Raw genomic sequence first — 18,814 nt, 5'->3', positions numbered from 1 at the left:
TTGCCCGGTCTAAATCCTTCATCAGTGGACTGAATGAATTCTTAACACATTAAACCAAGCGTACCCAATTTATGCTTTTTAAACAAAAGGTCAAACGGGGTAGGCAGGCCGGAGGCTTGCCCCCTACAATTCTGCTGTTTATGAAACTCACGCTCGTCTTGATGATCGCAGCTACCCTACAGGTTACCGCCGGCGCTTTCGGCCAGCAGGTAACGCTTCACCAGAAAAACGCTTCCCTGCTGGAAGTGCTGAAGTCTATCCGCAAACAAACCGGATGCAGCTTTATCGGCGACCGCCAGATGCTGCAACGTACACAGGGTATCGACATCGCCGTATCCAATGCCTCCCTCGAAGAGGCCCTGAAAGCCTGTATGAAAGATCTGCCCCTTACCTGGTCGGTGGTAGGCTCCACCATTATCATCCGGGAAAAGGAAACGCCGACGCCTATACGTAATCCGGCTGTTGCGGACTCCACTATCGTCATCCGCGGAAAAGTGACCGACAGCAGCGGCCTGTCCCTGCCCGGCGTGTCCGTCACCCTGAAGTCAGACCCCAAAAAAGGCGTCCAGACGGATGCCGGCGGTAACTTCACCATGCGCATGCCCGCGAAAGATGTCCTCATCTTCACGTACATCGGCTTCGACAAAAAAGAAATACCGGTGGCCCGCAGCGGTATGATCACCGCCGTACTGGAGCCGGTAGACAGCAAACTGAATGAAGTCGCCGTGGTAGCCTACGGTACCCAGAAAAAAACCAGTATGGTGGGCGCTGTCACCACCATCAACCCCAAAGAGCTGAAAGGCCCTACCAGCAACCTCACCACCATGATGGCAGGCAGGCTGGCCGGCGTGATCTCCTTCCAGCGCAGCGGAGAACCCGGCCGCGACAACGCCGAGTTCTTCATCCGCGGCATCACCTCCTTCGGCAGCGGTAAAGTAGATCCACTCATCCTCATCGATGGCATGGAAATGACGCCCAACGATCTCGCCCGCATCCAGCCCGACGACATCGCAGGGTTCTCTATCCTCAAAGATGCCACCGCTTCTTCGTTATACGGCGCCAGAGGAGCCAACGGCGTGATCCTCGTTACCACCAAGTCAGGCCAGCTGGGCAAGACAAGGTTTAACGTACGCGTTGAAAACTCCACCTCCTCCAATACCCGCAACTTCAAACTGGCAGACAACATCACCTATATGAAACAGGCCAATGAAGCAGTCATCACGCGGGAACCACTGACCAACAGGCCCTATACACAAAGCCAGATAGCGCATACCGCCGCCGGTGACGATCCTTACGTTTATCCTAACAACAACTGGATCGATGAACTGGTGAAAGGCACCACCAACAACCAGCGTTATAATCTCAATCTCAATGGCGGCGTGGAAAGGGCGCAATATTATATCGGCGCCACCTACAACATCGATAACGGCGTGCTGCGCACCATCAACGATAACAACTTCAACAGCAACGTTAAAACGCGCAACTACGAAATACGCTCCAACATCAATATAAAACTCACCCCCACCACGGATGCCGTTGTGCGGACCTCCGGCAGGTTCTCCGATTACAACGGGCCTATCGGCGGTGGCGGTGAAATATTCCGACAGGCCATGAGTGCCACGCCCGTGCGCTTCCCCGCTTATTTTCCTGCCAGCTTCGCACCCGATGAGAAACATCCCCTCTTTGGCAATATGAAAGCCGACGATGGCAGTTTCTACACCAACCCGTTCGCCAATGCAGTGTCCGGCTTTCAGCAGGAAACTTCTTCCACGCTGATCGCCCAGTTAGAACTGAAACAAAATTTCAACTTCATCACCAAAGGCTTGTCAGCCAGAATGATGGCCTATACCAAAAGGTATTCGTTCTTCAACATGAGCCGGAAATTCAATCCGTTCTACTACAGTGTCAGCATTGACCCCGAAGAAGGCCTCCGTGGCCTCACCCTGCTCAATGAAACACAAGGCACGGAATACCTGAACTACAGCCCGGGCGACAAGCAGGTGACCACATTTACCTACATGGAAGCAGCAGTCAACTATGATAAAGTGATCAACGACCGCCACGCCATCAACGGCATGCTTATCACCATCCTCAACAACCAGCTGAGCGCCAATGCAGGCTCGCTTATCGCTTCGCTGCCACGCCGCAACCAGGGGGTCTCCGGCAGGTTCACCTACGCTTACGACGACCGTTACATGATGGAATTTAATTTCGGCTACAACGGCTCCGAAAGATTCGATAAAAATCACCGCTGGGGCTTCTTCCCGTCTATCGGCGGTGGCTGGACCGTGAGCAATGAAGCATTTTTCTCCGGACTGCTGCCGGTCGTGTCCCGGCTGAAACTCCGCGCCACCTATGGCCTGGTGGGTAATGACCAGATCGGCAACACCTATGACCGCTTCTTCTACCTGTCCAACATCGACCTGGCTGGCGGCAACGGTTATACGTTTGGTGAGAATTTCACAGAAGGCAGACCGGGTGTTCGTATCAACCGTTATGAGAACAGGGACATCACCTGGGAGAAAGCCTACAAAACCAACCTGGGCTTCGAACTGGAGCTGTTTAAAAACCTGCACCTGGAAGCTGACTTCTTCCACGAGCGCCGTACCAACATCCTGATGTCACGCGCCTACATCCCCACTACCATGGGGCTGTATGGCACACCGCAGGCCAACGTAGGCATCGCTGAAGGCCGTGGTGTGGACATGACAATGGAATACAAACACAACTTCGGCAAAAAGACCTGGCTGCAGGTACGCGGTACCTTCACTTATGCCACCAGCAAAATACTGGTCAACGAAGAACCGCTATATCCCGAGCAGAACAAGTACCTCTCCCGTGTTGGTTACCCTATCGCGCAGGTGTGGGGCCTCGTGGCCGAACGTTACTTCATGGACGAACACGAGGTGCTGAACTCCCCGCGCCAGAACTACGGCAAGTACATGGCCGGTGATATCAAATACAAAGACATCAACGGCGACGGTCAGATTACCGATCTGGATAAAGTGCCCATCGGTTACCCTACCACCCCGGAACTCAACTACGGCTTCGGTTTCACCTTCGGTTACGGCGCATTCGATATCAGCGCGTTCTTCCAGGGGTCCGGCCGTTCATCCATCTTCATCAACCCCGGCGCCATTGCGCCTTTTATCACCGGCCACTATGAGGGGTCACCAACCGTTGACCAGCACGGCCTGCTACAGGTAATCGCGGACAACCACTGGTCTGAAAACAACCGCGACCTGTATGCCTTCTGGCCACGTCTCAGCTACAGCTACCAGAACAATAATCTCCAGACTTCCACCTGGTGGATGCGCAACGGCGCCTTCCTGCGGCTCAAAACCGTGGAACTGGGATATACCCTCCCGCCGCGCGGACTGAAACGCTATGGCCTCAGCCAGTTGCGCCTCTACGCCAACGGCTTCAACCTGCTTAGCTTCAGCAATTTCAAACTATGGGATGTGGAAATGGGAGGTAACGGTCTCGGCTATCCGGTGCAACGGGTGTTCAACGTAGGGGTGAACCTCGGATTTTAACGCTAAATACTTGTCACATGAAAAAAACTTTTCTATACAGCATATACGGGATAGTCCTCTCTGCAGGCCTGTTCACCACCGCCTGTAAAAAACCTTTCCTCGATATCGTTCCGGACAACGTGGTAACACTCAAAAACGCGTTCTCCAATAAAACTGAAGCAGAGAAATACCTGTACACCTGCTACGGCTATCTCCCCGATGCAGGGCCTGTTTCCAATATCCTGTTTTTCGGCGCCGATGATATGTGGACCTACTACGAAAACAACTACTTCTACCAGTCGCCCTGGAAGATAGCCCGCGGCGAACAAAACATTGTGAACCCCTGGGTGGATTTCTGGAACGGTAACAATCATGCCAAGCCGTATTTCAAAGCTATCCGCGATTGTAACATCTTCCTCGAGAACATGATTGAGGGAGAGTCCTACAAGCATATCTCCTACCTCAGCCCCGACATGCAGAAACGCTGGATCGCTGAAGTGAAGTTCCTCAAAGCGTACTATCACTTCTACCTGTTACGCATGTACGGACCTATCCCCATCACCGATAAAAGCCTGCCTGTTTCCGCCACACCTGAACAGGTTAAAGTAAAACGTGATCCGGTGGACAAAGTAGTGGACTATATCACCAGGCTGCTGGACGAAGCCATTCCTGAGCTACCCGCCGACATTACCAACCGCGGCACAGAACTGGGACGCGTCACCAAACCCGCGGCACAGATGCTGAAAGCCAAACTGCTCATATTGGCCGCCAGCCCGCTGTTCAACGGCAACCCCGACTATTCCTCTTTCAAAGACAAAGACGGTCAGCTGCTGTTTAATCCCAACTACGACGCCACCAAATGGGAAAAAGCTGCCGCTGCCTGTGAAGCTGCCATACAAACCTGTGCGGGCGTAGGTATCCGGCTGTATGAATTCACCGATCCTTTCGTGAAAATATCCCCCGCTACGGCCACGCAAATGAGCATACGCGGCAGTGTCACCGAACGATGGAACACAGAAACTGTTTGGGCACTCTCCGGCCGCGTGGACAATGTGTTGCAGACTTATTCCATGGCCGACCGGATAGACCCGACCTTTCCTAATCCCACTTACCTGAGCTCCTATATGGCGCCTACCATCAAGATGGCGGAGACATTCTACAGTAATCATGGTGTCCCTATCAATGAAGACAAAACATGGGACTATGGCCGGCGTTATGAACTACGTACAGGCACCTACGCAGACAGGCTCAACATACAGGAAGGCTATACCACCGCACGGCTCAACTTCGACCGCGAAAACCGCTTCTACGCCAGCCTCGGCTTCGACGGCGGCCGCTGGTTCATGCAGAGCAATGCTTCCGACGAAAATGCCTGGAGTATCAAAGCCAAATTCGGACAACCACAGGGTAAAGTATCTGATCAGTTCTACTCCGAAACCGGCTACTGGCCTAAGAAACTGGTAAACTGGAAATTTACGCAGACCAACAACAGCTACACAACAGAAAGCTACCCCTGGCCAGAAATGCGCCTCGCCGATCTGTACCTGCTCTATGCAGAAGCGCTGAACGAAACAGGCAAAGGCACGGACGCCATTACCTGGCTTGACAAAATCCGGAAACGCGCCGGCCTCGACGGAGTTGTCAACTCCTGGACCAACTATTCCACCAGTCCGGGTAAATTCTCCACCAAAGAAGGCCTGCGGGACATCATCCACCAGGAACGCATGATAGAACTGTGCTTTGAAGGTTCCCGCAACTGGGACCTGAGAAGATGGAAAAAAGCCGTGATATACGAAAACAAACCGGTACTGGGATGGGACGTGAACCAACGTGTAGCCTCCGAATACTACCGTCCACGCACCCTGTTCCAGCAAACGTTCGTAGCGCCACGCGACTATCTCTGGCCGCTCCGCGAATATGATCTCACCGTGAATACCAATCTGGTACAGAATCCTGGCTGGTAAACCATTTTCATTTCCTGTCAATACATGCAACTTATGAAACGATATATCTTTTTAATGCTCGCAGCCGGTTGGCTTTCCGCCTGCAAGGAAGAAATGATGAAACCTAAGTCAGACGATTCCACACCGCCGGAGAATGTGACGAAGATCACGGAAACGCCTACACCGGGTGGCGCCAAACTCACGTATGTACTGCCTTCCAGCACCAACCTGCTGTATGTGCTGGCAGAAGTTTCCACCAAACAGGGCGTAGTACGTCAGTTCAAAGCATCCTATTATACCAACAGCTTACAGATAGAAGGACTGGGCGACACTTCCCCTTATGAAGTGAAGCTGTATTCCGTTAACAAAAGCGAGGTACGCTCTACACCGGTGTCCGTCACCATACACCCGCTGGAACCACCTTTCACCGACGTGTTCAAATCTTTTTCTATGATCGCTGATTTCGGGGGCGTTAACCTGAAGTTCAGTAACCCTTCCGGTTCCGATCTGGAAATAGGTTTCTGCGGCCCTGATTCCACCACAAAAAATATCGCTTTGCTGGACACTTATTTCTCTGCCACCAAAGACGGTAATCATACGTTCCGTGGGCTGCCGGCCGTCAAAGCCCGCTTTGGTGTCTTTATCCGCGACAAATGGGGTAACACTTCCGATACCATGTTCCAGGAGTTGACGCCACTGTTCGAGAAAATGCTCGACAAATCAAAATTCAGAGAGATCAAATTCCCCGGCGACGGCCCTATATATACCACCGAATGGAACATTGCGCCCCGCTTCATCTGGGATGGAAAATACTCTTCCACATTCGACAGTCCTTATGACGGCAACGGCAACAACTGGCTCAATCTCTCCACCAACGGACCTACAGACGGCACGCCGATTCATATCACTATTGACCTGGGACAGACGGCGCATATCAGCCGTTTCCGCCTCAACCATTACTACCGCTTCATCAATAAGGCCCTGCGCAAGTATGAACTGTGGGGCAGCAACAATCCATCCGCCGATGGCAGCTGGGACAGTTGGACCAAAATACTGTACTACGAACAGGTAAAACCTTCCGGCCTGCAAGGCGAACAATACAATGATGCCGATGCCGAAGTATGGCTGCGCGGCGATATGGCCAACTTCCCCGATGGCATGCCCGCCTTCCGTTACATCCGCCTCAAATGCCTGGAAAACTGGATGGGCAATGGTAACATATCGTTTTCCGAAATCACTTTCTGGGGAGATACCCAATAACGATCAAAATTATATACATGAAAAATCAATCCGTCTTATTATACCTGTTATGGGGGATGATGATCTTCGCCAGCTGCTCTAAAATGGACGCCTACCTCGACATTGCCGGACGGCAGGAAATTTCCTACACCGGCCGCGTGGACTCCCTGAAGGTGTTGCCCGGCGACGGCCGGCTGGAGCTTACCTGGCTGCTTATCTCCGATCCCAAGATCACCGGTATCACGATCTACTATAACAGCAAAAGAGATTCTGTGATTATGCCCGTCAAAAGAACGCAGGGTGTAGACTCCATGTACCACCTGTTCAACAATATGCCGGAAGGCACTTACAGTTTTGAAGTATACACCTGGAACAACACCGGCTCCCGCTCAGTCCCAGCCTACATTACAGGACGTTCTTACGGTACTATTTACAAAAACAGCCTGCTCAATCGCGCATTGACCAACGCCATTGTCACTGATGGCAACGCCGTCCTCAGCTGGGGACTGGTAGAAGAAACCGTTACCGGTATGGAAGTGACCTATACCAACAATATGGGTTCCACTATCACCGTAAAGGAGCCGCGTACCGCCAACAGTACCACGTTGAAAGATTATAAGCCCGGCAGCAGTTTCTCTTATCGCACGTTATTCCGTCCGGACACGCTTTGTATAGACACGTTCTATACAACCGCCGTTACGCGGACACCGCTATAACCATTATTCACTTTTAAACCGGTATATCATGTTAAAACTATCATTTCTGTTGACAAGCCTGGCCTTCGCGGCATCCACGGCTTCTGTTACTACCTCCTGCCAGAAGGCACAAATGGTGGCATCTCCGGAGGAAGAAAAAAACACCATCGCGGCGAAACCTAAGCCTCAACCGGCGCCCGTCTTTTATATTTCCGACCTGGCACTGATTTACCAGGGCGGTATTCAACGCCTGCCCTGGACCAAAGACCAGCTCAGACCTTACGTTTACCGAACTACCAGCACCGGTAGTGTGGAGTGGCTGTTCGACGGCTTCCTCTTCATCGAATTCACAGACGGTATGGGCCACGATTATGCAGAAGGTTACAACCCCACGCCCGCCGGCAAAACGGAATGGCAATGGCTGCTGGACCGCAACTTCGAAAGTGGCAAAGCGCTGCACGCACTCGATGATGAGCTGGACAGCCTGGCGTTACTAAACATCAAGCCTGCACGAAAAAGAAGGGTGGTGCTCACACTCCCTGAACCGATCCGCAGCCTGAGCAACTGGGGCGAGCTGAATGGTAAGAACCTCAACTTCGCTGACAGCGCCGACAGGATAGCCGCCTGTAAATGGTACGTGGAAACAGCCATGGCCAAATGGCAGGCCGCTAATTTTAAACACATTGAACTGTCCGGTTTCTATTGGGTAGCAGAACAGAATACCGGCGCCGTGGAGATATTACCCACAGTGGCCAGTATGCTGCATAACAAACAACAACGTTTTTACTGGATACCTTACTATGGCGCAGCAGGCGCGGCCAACTGGAAAACCGCAGGCTTCGATATCGCATATCAACAGCCTAATTATTTCTTCGATCTGGCATCACCTTATTCTATCCTCACCGGTGCGATCAACTTTGCCAAAACCAACAAAATGGCGCTGGAAATGGAATTCGATGACCGCCTGATGACCCAGGCAGGCTATCGCCAGAAGTATACGGATTACATGAACGAATTTGGTAAAAGCGGCGCATGGAAAAACCTGCCGGTGGCCTATTACGAAGGAGGTGGTGCATGGCTGAAAATGTGCAACAGCACCGATCCGGAAATAATGGGACTGGTAAAAAGGCTTTCAGATACGATTGTTGTCAGACAAAAAGCAGCAGGCAATTAACGGTTAACTATTCTCTTCCCTCAGTCATGCCCTCACAGTGCAAGCACCCGGTCATCCTGTATGAACCGGGTGTTTTTGATGGCGCCAGGGCCGAAGAACCTGCACTGCAGCCCTACAATATCCGTGGCGGCGTTCGGACAATCCAGCTCATATGCCATTTCACCGTTTACCCAGAACCGTAGTTTCCTGCCTTTGCCTTCTACCTTCAATGGCACCCAGTTATCGAGGTCGCAGCCGAAGCCGGAGAGGTCCGCATCTTTGCTGGAAACACCTTTACCACGGCCATACAGCTGCAAGTCTCCCACACAGCCTTTAGGGCATAACGGCACCACAATCACATCGTCCTTGCACAACAACAACACCTGCACCAGTTGACACGCAGCGCTTTTATCATTTTTCGGATTTTTCACCATCGTTTCAAACACGAAATGATCATTTCGCAATGAACCCATGTCCTGTACGTTCACAAAACGTATGGGCGCCGGTTCCGGCCGGTCGTAGAGATAATATTGCTGCAACAGCGGCACATCCACCGACAGCATGCTATCACGCTGGAATTCATGTTTCTTAAAATACACCGGTACCCGCGACGGCTTTTCACACAAAGCCACCCAGCCTCCGGAAGTAATCAACAGATCATGTGTTTTCACGATCTGCTCTCCCACCATCAGTTTAGCTTTAAAATAACCCGGGATATAATAGATAGCAGAGTATTGATGTTTGTCCTTCGGCACCGCCACCTTACGGCTTATATCCCATGTTTGCGCGATAAACACGGTGTCATCGCCTGCTGCTACGGCATCATAGTTAAAGACCACGGAATTGGGGACCCCTTCAGTGACCATCTTGTTGCTGCTGAACTGATAGGCGGCAGCATTAATTTTCTTCACCGGTTGCCGGCCCCACAAAAAAAATGCGCCAGCTACCGGCAACAACAATAATATCAACCACGCATACCGCCAGCGCTTTTTATCTTGTTGAGGAAGATGAGCTGCTGCTGACGGCTGCTGTTCCGGCAGAGGAGTTGCTGTTGATAAACTTTCTTTAAGTGGATGACCTGCTGTGGATATATTTTCTTTAAGGAGATGATTTTCTGCGGCTGTATTTTCCGCCACAGGAAGATCTGCCTGCGACTGTTGTTTAAAATCCCGCCAGTCTTCATACCCCGCAAAACGAGCGATGGTGTTCAGCGTTGTCATGGCCGGCATATGCTGATAGGAGAGTTTGCCCCACAATCTTTTCAGGGTGGTTACGCTCAATGATACGCCCGTTGCTTCCTGTATCTCCACACTGAGTTTATCAAAGTCGTACGTGGTCCATTCGGTGGAACATCCCCGTTTCAACTTCGTTTCCACCTGTTGCAGGCACAAACGTATATAATAATTATCAGTATTATTTTCCATTTAAAAGCAACTACTTACAAACTTGCACACACTTGCACCAACTTGTTGGCGCTTTGAATCGCCGTTAAGTTACTCATTATTCACTTTTGCCGCATGTGAATTTCAAATCCAAAAATCAACAGATCATGACAAGAAAAATCACCGGCATGGTGCTGCTGTTTATCAGCATGCAGGGAATGGCACAACAGATACCGCTAAAAGCTGCTAAATGGGAATTTGCGTCGGACAAAGTCAAGTTCCTGACATACCGTGATGTGCCGGCCATGCAACTGACAGACCGGGACAGCCACGCCTTGCTGAAAGGCCCGGAATTCGCCGACGGCACCATTGAATATGACATCGAACCGGTAGGCGATGATTTTACATCGATGTATTTCAGAAGGGCCAATGCGAAGGAAAAAGAGTGCTTCTATTTCCGCACTCCCTTTGCCGGACAGCCCTATGCGCCGCAGGGTGTACAGTACACGCCCTTCATTGATGAAGTCAATCTCTGGGACATGCTGTATCAATTCCAGGGCAACGCCCCCTTCGATAAAGGCAGGTGGAATCATGTGAAGCTGATCATCTCCGGAAAACAAATGCGGGCATATGTCAATCATCAACCCGTATTATATATCCCTTACCTGGAAGGCAATACCAATCACGGCGCCATCGCTTTCAGCGGACAGGCCTACATCGCCAACCTGGTGATCAGATATGGCGAAACAGAAGGGCTCTCTCCTGTTCCCGGCACCGATCCTACGTTTAATGATCCCCGTTACCTCCGCAAATGGCAGATCAGTAAACCTGACAGCCTGCCGCATGAACACTATATCCTCAACGGTTTCCCCAAACAGCTCAGCTGGGACTCCATCATCGCCGAAAGACGCGGCCTGGTCAACCTCACCCGCCAGTTCGGCAAAAGTCACACCCGCCGCATCGTGTGGCTGAAGACCACCATCCAGGCACAGGCGGCCGGTATGAAAAAAATCAGCCTCGGCTTCAGCGACGATGTATGGGTATACGTTAATGGTCAACCGGTGTACCTGGATAAAAACAGGTACGGCACACCACTCGCGAAAGTACCGGCCGGCCGCTGCTCCCTCGACAACGCTTCCTTTTACCTGCCGCTCAAAGCAGGCAATAATGAACTGGTGATCGGTGTGGCCAATGACTTCTTCGGCTGGGGCCTCATCGCCCGCATGGACGACCTGGACGGTATACAGCTGGAACAATAAATATTTAGAGATTTTTTGATTTGCGATTTTTTGATTTAAAAAGGAGAAGACCAAAGCGATTTGGTTACCCGCTTTGGTCTTCTCCTTTTATCATCCACGAAATCAAAAAATCGCAAATCAAAAAATCTTTAAATAGTTAGTGCCGCTTTTTTGGCAGGCGTTGGCTGCGGCTTTTTCTTTCTACGCCCCCACCAGATCAGGAAGCCGGTGACAGGTAACGTAGCACCAATAAGGCTGGCAAAGAAAGCCAGGAACTTGCCCGGCAGTCCCATAATGCTGCCTACGTGAATATCGTAGTTCATGCGCCGCAGTTTGGTGCCGAAACCGGCTTCTTCATACGGTTGCGCATATACGCTGTTATCTTTTATCTCCGCCAGCGTGTAGCGGTCAAATGCATACCGGATGTTGTTGTAATACTGCCCTTTGGTGGGATATACGATCATGGAGATCGTAGATGCCGCTTTGGCGGTATCCGGGAAACCCATATAAAATCCGGTGGCACGGGGATTCTTTGCAGCCACCTGGTACCAGGTTTTGTCCATCGCCTGTGCTAATGTAAGGTGATTGTTGGCAGCCTGCGTACTGTCGGATTTCAGCTCCGTATATTCCGGCAACGGCTTCCCTCCGGCGGTTACCCAGTACAGTCCATTGCTGAACCATTCCAATCCCCAGACCATACCGGTAACGCCTATAGCAAACAAAACCAGCAGCGCATAAAAGCCCAGTACATTGTGCAGGTCATAATTGACCCGCTTAAAACTGGCGCCCCACTTGATTTTAAAGCTTTGTTCACGGGTGGCCTTCGTCCATTTTTTAGGCCACCAAAGCACCATTCCCGTTACCAGCGTGATCACAAATACCAGGGTGCTGTAGTTCACAATAGGCCGGCCTATCTTGTAAGGCATCCACAGAAAACGGTGCCCGTTCAGTATCCAGCGGAAAAAATCCACTTCTCCCTCTTTACGGGTCACTTTACTGACGATCTCGCCGGTGTAAGGATTCAGTTTGAGTGTAGAACCGCTGCGGCGGCCACCCACATTGACTTCTATCACCCTGCCTTCGCGGTAGATAGCGTAGCTGGCAGGTTTGCCCGGGTACTCCCGCGCGGCTACTTCCAGGATACGCGACGGCTGTATCACCGGTGCATCCTGCCTTGCAATCTTTGTCTCCGGCTGCAGCCATCCGGTGATTTCTTCGTTAAAAACCCAGATGCAGCCTGTCACGCACACGATGACCATGATAATACCGGAAATAAGCCCCAGCCAGAGATGCAGCCAGGCAGAGATCCGGTAAAACAATGACTTGTTCTGTTTCTTTTTCGGTGTTTTTTTCATGATGGCGGATTAATAGATCATTTTAGTGATCGCAGTGATGGTACCACCTTCTACTTTCATTCCTGGCGTAAAGGTCCCTGATGCAATGTCTATCTTATAAATCCAGTTGCCGGACGGCGTATTCAGTCCGATGAAAGCAGTCTTCCCATCGTCAGACAAAGTATTGTTGTTATAAGGCGCTGAAGTGCTGATAACACTTTCCGGCACACCTTTCACCCAATCAAAAGTCTGGCTCACCAGGTCCACCACGGCCAGTTTCAGGTTGCCGTTGAAGGCGCCGGGCTTGTCATACATCATCAGCAACATCTTATTGTTGGCCAGGTACATCTGGGAAGAGATATTGTAACCACCGGACTTCTCCCGTACATTAAAGAAATAAGACTGGTCAAATTCTGTGGTGCCATTCAATACGCGCACAATGGCGGATGGCTTGGTAGAAGTATATTGGGAACCGTTTTTAGCAGATGCCGGTGAATAACCATATACATCTCCTTTTTCGGTTACCGCCAGTCCGTTATTGAAGTAATTGCCGATAAAACTGGTGCGGTTGTCGCGGATCACTTTTTCCAGGTTGAGATCAGGATAAGAGAACACAGCGATCCAGCTGCTGTCGGGATAGGCGGTGCCAAAAGCATCACCACAGCAACCTTTGATGCTCATATATGGCGCAAACACTTTATTGCCTACCTGTGTGGCCCAGGTGAAATGCGCCCGCTCACCGTTGGCTGCCAGCTGCACGATGTTCACCTGTTTTTCTCCATTCACACGCGATTTCAGCGCATCTATACGATAAAAAGAAGCGTTTTCATTACCGGAGCGCGGTACTTTCATCAACAACAGCTCATCCTGCACTTTGGCTAACACCTGTACGGTTTCCGCCTGAAAGAAACGGGTCATCACCAGTTTGCCGCCCTCAGTGAGGCGATAGGTCGTCACATCACCGGGATTGCCTTGTCCATACAGCAGACTGAAGAAACGCCCTTTATGGGTGAGGTAGTAGCGGTAAGAACCGTCTTGCTCTTTACCATTGCCACTGGTAGAAATGGAGCCACCGCTTACGTCATCTGCCGTCAGCAGATAGTCAGCAATACCGGTAGTACCTACAGGCGTGGCCGTTATAATATATTTGGTACGGCCTTGCGGCTCGTATTCCTTAAAATCTTCTGTACTCAGGGTATCCTCCTTATCACAGGCGGACATAAAAAACACAATGCCTGCCGCCAGAAACAAATATTTGCTGATTTTCTTCATGACTGTTTATTTAACCGCTGTCCTTATTAATTTTTATTGAAAAAGTATCTCACCTTGGCATAGAATGCCCGTCCTGGTTTCTGCAATGTGAAGTTGTCGTACAACCGGTTATCAGCGAGGTTCTTGCACTCTACGGCAATGTTATATCTGCCGTTGGCGAGGCTGTATACAAGGTTCACGTCCTGGCAGAACTGACGGGGGATCTCCAGCTTTTCGTCGCCCTGGCTGGGCCATGACAGGTAATAGGCATGTACATACAGGAAATTGTAGCCCAATGTCAGCGTATTGCCTTTCTTCAGCACATTATGAAAGAAGAGGGACGCATCAGCATTACCGAAGAGGTAAGGCATATTGGGAATACGGTCACGGTACAACGGACTTTGTTCTTTCTGGCCGTCTTCAAAACGGGTATTGTTACGCAGGTTCTGATAAGTCATGTTCACGCCTGCGGTAAACAGTTGTTTGTAAGAATAACGTACCTCACCGTCCACGCCGAGATTGGTCACATCCGCCAGGTTACCATTGGTTTGTTTGGTCTGGTTAGGGTTCAGCATAGGCCGGATAAAGTCTTTGGCATCGCGGTACAGCAGGTTGCCATCAAAGCTCAGCCGGTGATCTTTCCGGATATTCACCTGGTAGCTGATGCCCAGGTTATAGTTATTGCTGCTCTCAGGCTTCAGGTTCACATTACCTTCCAGGTTGATCAGGTCACCAAATAACTCCTCTGTTTCAGGAAGACGATAACTTTTTTCGTAAGAACCTTTTACCTGTAAGGAAGGTTTGATAAAGTAGGTAGAAGCAACGCCATAGCCTACTTTATTGAAGCTGCTTTCCTGGTTTTTGTAAGCCACATCGCCCCAGTTACCGGATGGATTATAGCTTTGGGAATAGCTGTTGCGCTGGGAATAGTTCTTCACAAAAACAGAAGTGTTCCATTTTTCACTGTAGTCGAACTTGTATCCCAGTCCCAGTATATTCTTGCGTACTTTCTTGGGTTGGTCGTATTTTTCATCATTGGGAAACAGTTCATCCTTACCGGAACGGCTAAACGTGCTGAATACATCATTCAGGATGAAGGAGTGGCGCTGGCTAAGCTGATAGCTGAGGTTGGCGGTAGCCAGTCCGTTGTTATTACGGAATTTGTACATAGAACGTTCCCGCTCACTGCCTTTCCCGTTATACTGTTTGTATTGCTGGAACCAGTTGTAACGGCGGTACATGGTATCAATGTTCTGCTCGTAGCCGAGGTTATAATTACCGGTAAGGCTGAAGTTCAGGCCTTTTACGAACATGTCTTTCACCTGGTATTTGATGCTGGGCATAACGATGTCGCCTCTACGGTGCCAGTCGCCAAATACGCTTACCATACGGGCGCCTGTCTGTATCTCTGAATAATTTTTTCCCAGGGTGATGCCTACCAACAGTTTGTCAGCCCATTTTTTACCGACCACACCTACATTCGCGATCACGGTTTCATTGTGATAGGTATCGTGGAAACGTTTGATGTGTTGTTTAGGGTAATAATCGCCTGTATTGATGTCCGCTACGTTTACCCATACCTTATAATTATTATCGGAATAGTTCTGGAAAGCGTTGACCTGCACGGTGAAACCGGTTTTGGAAGTATACCCGGCATTCAGTGTGGAGCGGTGTGTATTAAAGGAACCAAAAGAATAAGATACATCCACAAAGGTGTTGCGGTTGGTATTGGTCACGATATTGATAGCGCCGCCCAAGGCATCAGCACCCAGCCAGATAGGTACTACGCCTTTATACACTTCCACTCTTTCCGCCAGGTTGATCGGGATATTATTCAGCTGGAAAGAAGAGCCGAAATTATCCATGGGTACGCCATCCAGGAAAAATTTCACCTGCCGGCCGGTAAAACCGTTGAGGGAGAAATTCATGCGGGAACCGAGGCCGCCGGTTTCCCGTACCCTTACGCCGGAAACACGGTCCAGCGCGTGAGACAGATCGAGCGTGGAGTTATACAGTTTCTTCGCATCGATGGCGGTCACATTAAATGCCTGCCGGTTCACTTCCTGGCTGGCAGAGCGGCCAATCACGGATACCGCATTGATTTCACTGATGGAATTTTCCAGGTCGATATTTAACTGCAATTGTTCACCATCTTTCAGCGTCAGTTCTTTCTTCTGGCTTTTAAAGCCTACGGCAGATATCAACAGGGTGTGTTTGCCCGGATGGATATTTTTAATATGATAATAGCCTTCAACATTGGAAACAGCATAGGCAGTACCATGCTGTACTTTGATGGACACTCCCGGGATGGGAGCGCCCGACGCATCTTTCAGCTTACCGCTGATGCTGCTCTGTGCATACAGGAATAGGGATAAAATACTTAGAATGCCTGTCAGTAGAATCTTTTTGATGTGCATTGTTTATATATTGTTAGTTCGTTCCGTTGGGTATAGGCAATACGATGCCGGGCGGGAATCCCCGCCATGTTTAACAATACAATACCGGGCAGGAATTCCCACCTTTTTTAACGATACATGATTGTCTGGTCAGTATCCGGAGCTACATTTCCGGAAAAGAATGTACAATGTGTTATAGGTAATTGACCGGGTGCAAAAGTATCTCACGAAAAATGAAATCATTTTCGATATCAGGAAAAATTATACCCCGATTTTTTTCCGCATTGCGAATATTTGGTTAAGTACCCGGAAAAAAATGTCCGTATCTGAAGATTTTTGCCCTTATTGTTCAGCATCCTGATTCATTTGACATTTGTGTCATCAATGATAAAAAATATAAAACGATGACAACAGCAGTAAAGAAAAACGTTAGCGTAATAGGATTAGGAGATATGGGTGCAGCATTGGTACGTTCATTTCTAAAGCAGGGACATGCCGTAACTGTTTGGAACCGTAGTGCCGCCAGGGCGGTGCCATTGCAGCAGCTGGGGGCCGTTGTGGCCAGCAGTGTGACGGAAGCCATCGCCGCAGGCGAGGTGGTTATTTTCTGCGTGACCGATTATCCCGTGAGCCGTACACTGTTGGAAACAGCAGGGGCAACAGCCGCTTTAAAAGGAAAATTATTTGTACAGCTCAGCTCCGGTACTCCGCAGGAAGCACGTGAATTTAACACCTGGGCCAGTGAAGAAGGCATCACCTATATTGACGGCGCCATTATGGCGGTACCCGATCAGGTAGGACGACCAGACACCGTATTTTTCATGTCCGGTAACAAAGACGCCTATACGCAAAGTGAGGCCACGTTAAAATCCGTTGCCGGCGCATTACAATACATGGGAGAAGACCCGGGCGCCGCCTCCACCTGGGACATGGGCTTCCTCTCCGTCCTCTTCAGTGCGATGGGCGGATTTTTCCACAGCATTAAACTTTTCGAGTCAGAAGGGCTGACGGCTACCGCATTGGGCAATATGATGTTCCAACTGGCGCCGGCACTGGGAGAAATGCTCAAACAACAGGGTGACATTATTGGCGCGGGCAACTACAACGCCAACCACAGCTCGCTGAACCTCTGCGCCGGCTCCATGGACATGTTTATCCAACATGCCAAAGATGCCAACATCTCCGCTGAAGTACCCACCTTTATTAAAGGTATCTTCAAACGCGCCCAGGATGCAGGCTATGGCAACGAGCACGTAGCAGCGGCTTACAAGACCTACTAAGTCTGGTACATCATCTTCCACACGTTTTCCCAAGCGACAAAATATTATTAATATTGTAAGTATGCAAAATAATACCAGTCGCTTTAGTAACCGTGTGGAAGATTATGTAAAATACAGGCCACACTACCCGATAGAGATGATCACCTACCTGGAACAACAGTCTGTACTACAACCCGGCATGTTATTAGCCGATATCGGTTCAGGCACCGGCATCTCTTCTGAATTGTTCCTTCAAAAAGGCTATACCGTATTGGGAGTAGAGCCTAACAAAGAGATGAGGGAGAAAAGTGAAGAACTGCTGAAAGATTACCCGGAGTTCAACGCGGTAGATGGCACTGCAGAACATACGACCCTCGAAAAACATTGCATCGATGTGATCATAGCGGGGCAGGCATTTCACTGGTTCAATCAGGAAACTACCCGTACTGAGTTTCAGCGCATATTAAAATCAACAGGATATGTGGTGCTGATATGGAATGAAAGAATGACCGGCTCTCCATTTGAAAAGGCCTACGAACAACTGATTGAACGCCATGGCAACCAATACAAGGAGCTTAATCATCGGAATATAGATATCGCTGTCATAGAACAGTTCTATCATCCATCATCCGTAACGCTCACAGAGTTTGCCAACAAACAGGTGTTCGACTACAACGGGCTGGAAGGCAGGCTGCTGTCTTCTTCGTATATGCCTTCCCGGGAAGACGACCGTTACCCCGCGCTGGCGGCTGATCTCAAACAGCTGTTTGACCAGTTCCAGGAAGATGGGTATATCACCATTCATTATACCACCCGGATGTACTGGGGCCAGTTGTCCTAATCTATAATTACGGATAGATGACTAACAAGATTCCTTTTTTAAGAGATGATCTGTTGCTCGAAGATAGCTGGGAAACACTTTCCGTGTCAGACATCGATGCCTTGCTCCCTGATCATTTTAACGGCAGGGAGGACTTTGTGAGGTTCTGGCTGGCAGCTAACGGCGGATATTTCACCAAAGGCTGTGTGTTTTATCGCGATCATTTTTATGACGTGTCTAAAGACGGCTACACCGATGTGGAAATTGAGTCTTTCTATTTTATTCCGCGGCATACCGGAGATGATTCCCCCGTGCTGCTTTCTGTCAGGGATGTTTGGGAGAGAAGAAAAGGATATTCCCCTGCCATGAAAAAGTTCTGCGAAACCCATCTTCCTTTTGCCGGCGATGGTGGCGACCACGACTACTGGCTAGACTTAAAAACCGGAATTATAAAACTGATGGTCCCGGAAGAAAGTGAGGATGCTATCCTGATAGCACCCTCTTTTATGGACTTTTGCTCACATCTCCAATCTTCACGCAGATAAAAGAAAAGGTGACCAGTGGTCACCTTTTCTTTTTTTAGTTGTAT

General features: G+C 49.9%; 13 protein-coding genes. 9 read left to right on the top strand and 4 right to left on the bottom strand.

The window, feature by feature from the left end; translation table 11 throughout:
* Positions 1–140: 140 nt before the first annotated feature.
* The 5 genes from HHL17_RS32935 to HHL17_RS32915 are packed head-to-tail and all read left to right on the top strand — an operon-like array spanning position 141 to position 8,566.
* The gene (locus tag HHL17_RS32935; RefSeq protein WP_240976023.1) at positions 141–3,536 is read left to right on the top strand and encodes a SusC/RagA family TonB-linked outer membrane protein; all 3,396 of its coding nucleotides are present in this window, start codon (positions 141–143) and stop codon (positions 3,534–3,536) included.
* Positions 3,537–3,553: 17 nt separating this feature from the next.
* Positions 3,554–5,479, top strand: coding sequence for a RagB/SusD family nutrient uptake outer membrane protein (locus HHL17_RS32930; RefSeq protein WP_169229037.1), 1,926 nt, complete (start codon positions 3,554–3,556; stop codon positions 5,477–5,479).
* Positions 5,480–5,512: 33 nt separating this feature from the next.
* Entirely contained in the window at positions 5,513–6,718 is a 1,206-nt protein-coding gene (locus HHL17_RS32925) for a DUF5000 domain-containing lipoprotein (protein WP_169229036.1), read from the top strand.
* Between the two features lie 17 nt (positions 6,719–6,735).
* Entirely contained in the window at positions 6,736–7,413 is a 678-nt protein-coding gene (locus HHL17_RS32920; RefSeq protein WP_169229035.1) for a DUF4998 domain-containing protein, read from the top strand.
* Positions 7,414–7,441: 28 nt separating this feature from the next.
* Positions 7,442–8,566: a DUF4855 domain-containing protein gene (locus HHL17_RS32915; RefSeq protein WP_169229034.1), complete on the top strand. Its 1,125-nt coding sequence runs from the start codon at positions 7,442–7,444 to the stop codon at positions 8,564–8,566.
* A gap of 32 nt (positions 8,567–8,598) precedes the next feature.
* Here HHL17_RS32915 and HHL17_RS32910 read toward each other — a convergent pair whose 3' ends face one another.
* Positions 8,599–9,969, bottom strand: coding sequence for a hypothetical protein (locus tag HHL17_RS32910; RefSeq protein ID WP_169229033.1), 1,371 nt, complete (start codon positions 9,967–9,969; stop codon positions 8,599–8,601).
* A 125-nt stretch (positions 9,970–10,094) separates the two neighbouring features.
* Here HHL17_RS32910 and HHL17_RS32905 point away from each other — a divergent pair, with 125 nt between their 5' ends.
* Positions 10,095–11,186 carry a hypothetical protein gene (locus HHL17_RS32905; protein WP_169229032.1) on the top strand — a complete coding sequence of 364 codons (1,092 nt, stop codon included), beginning with the start codon at positions 10,095–10,097 and terminating at the stop codon, positions 11,184–11,186.
* Positions 11,187–11,314: 128 nt separating this feature from the next.
* Here the strand turns inward: HHL17_RS32905 and HHL17_RS32900 are convergent, their stop codons facing one another.
* The 3 genes from HHL17_RS32900 to HHL17_RS32890 are packed head-to-tail and all read right to left on the bottom strand — an operon-like array spanning position 11,315 to position 16,167.
* The gene (locus HHL17_RS32900) at positions 11,315–12,520 is read right to left on the bottom strand and encodes a PepSY-associated TM helix domain-containing protein (protein ID WP_169229031.1); all 1,206 of its coding nucleotides are present in this window, start codon (positions 12,518–12,520) and stop codon (positions 11,315–11,317) included.
* A 9-nt stretch (positions 12,521–12,529) separates the two neighbouring features.
* Entirely contained in the window at positions 12,530–13,771 is a 1,242-nt protein-coding gene (locus tag HHL17_RS32895; RefSeq protein ID WP_206156243.1) for a DUF4374 domain-containing protein, read from the bottom strand.
* A gap of 26 nt (positions 13,772–13,797) precedes the next feature.
* Positions 13,798–16,167, bottom strand: a complete 2,370-nt coding sequence (locus HHL17_RS32890; protein WP_169229030.1) for a TonB-dependent receptor — start codon at positions 16,165–16,167, stop codon at positions 13,798–13,800.
* A 383-nt stretch (positions 16,168–16,550) separates the two neighbouring features.
* On the opposite strand from HHL17_RS32890, the gene HHL17_RS32885 reads away from it, so the two are divergent.
* From HHL17_RS32885 to HHL17_RS32875, 3 genes are all read left to right on the top strand, one after another.
* On the top strand, positions 16,551–17,426 hold the full coding sequence (locus HHL17_RS32885) for an NAD(P)-dependent oxidoreductase (protein WP_169229029.1): 876 nt from the start codon (positions 16,551–16,553) through the stop codon (positions 17,424–17,426).
* A gap of 61 nt (positions 17,427–17,487) precedes the next feature.
* Entirely contained in the window at positions 17,488–18,246 is a 759-nt protein-coding gene (locus HHL17_RS32880; protein WP_169229028.1) for a class I SAM-dependent methyltransferase, read from the top strand.
* A 17-nt stretch (positions 18,247–18,263) separates the two neighbouring features.
* Positions 18,264–18,770, top strand: coding sequence for an SMI1/KNR4 family protein (locus HHL17_RS32875; RefSeq protein WP_169229027.1), 507 nt, complete (start codon positions 18,264–18,266; stop codon positions 18,768–18,770).
* Positions 18,771–18,814: the final 44 nt, after the last annotated feature.

The sequence above is a fragment of the Chitinophaga fulva genome (assembly GCF_012927205.1).
GTDB lineage: Bacteria > Bacteroidota > Bacteroidia > Chitinophagales > Chitinophagaceae > Chitinophaga > Chitinophaga fulva.
The sequence above is the reverse complement of the archived record's forward strand: the minus strand, read 5'-3'. Positions and strand labels throughout refer to the sequence as shown.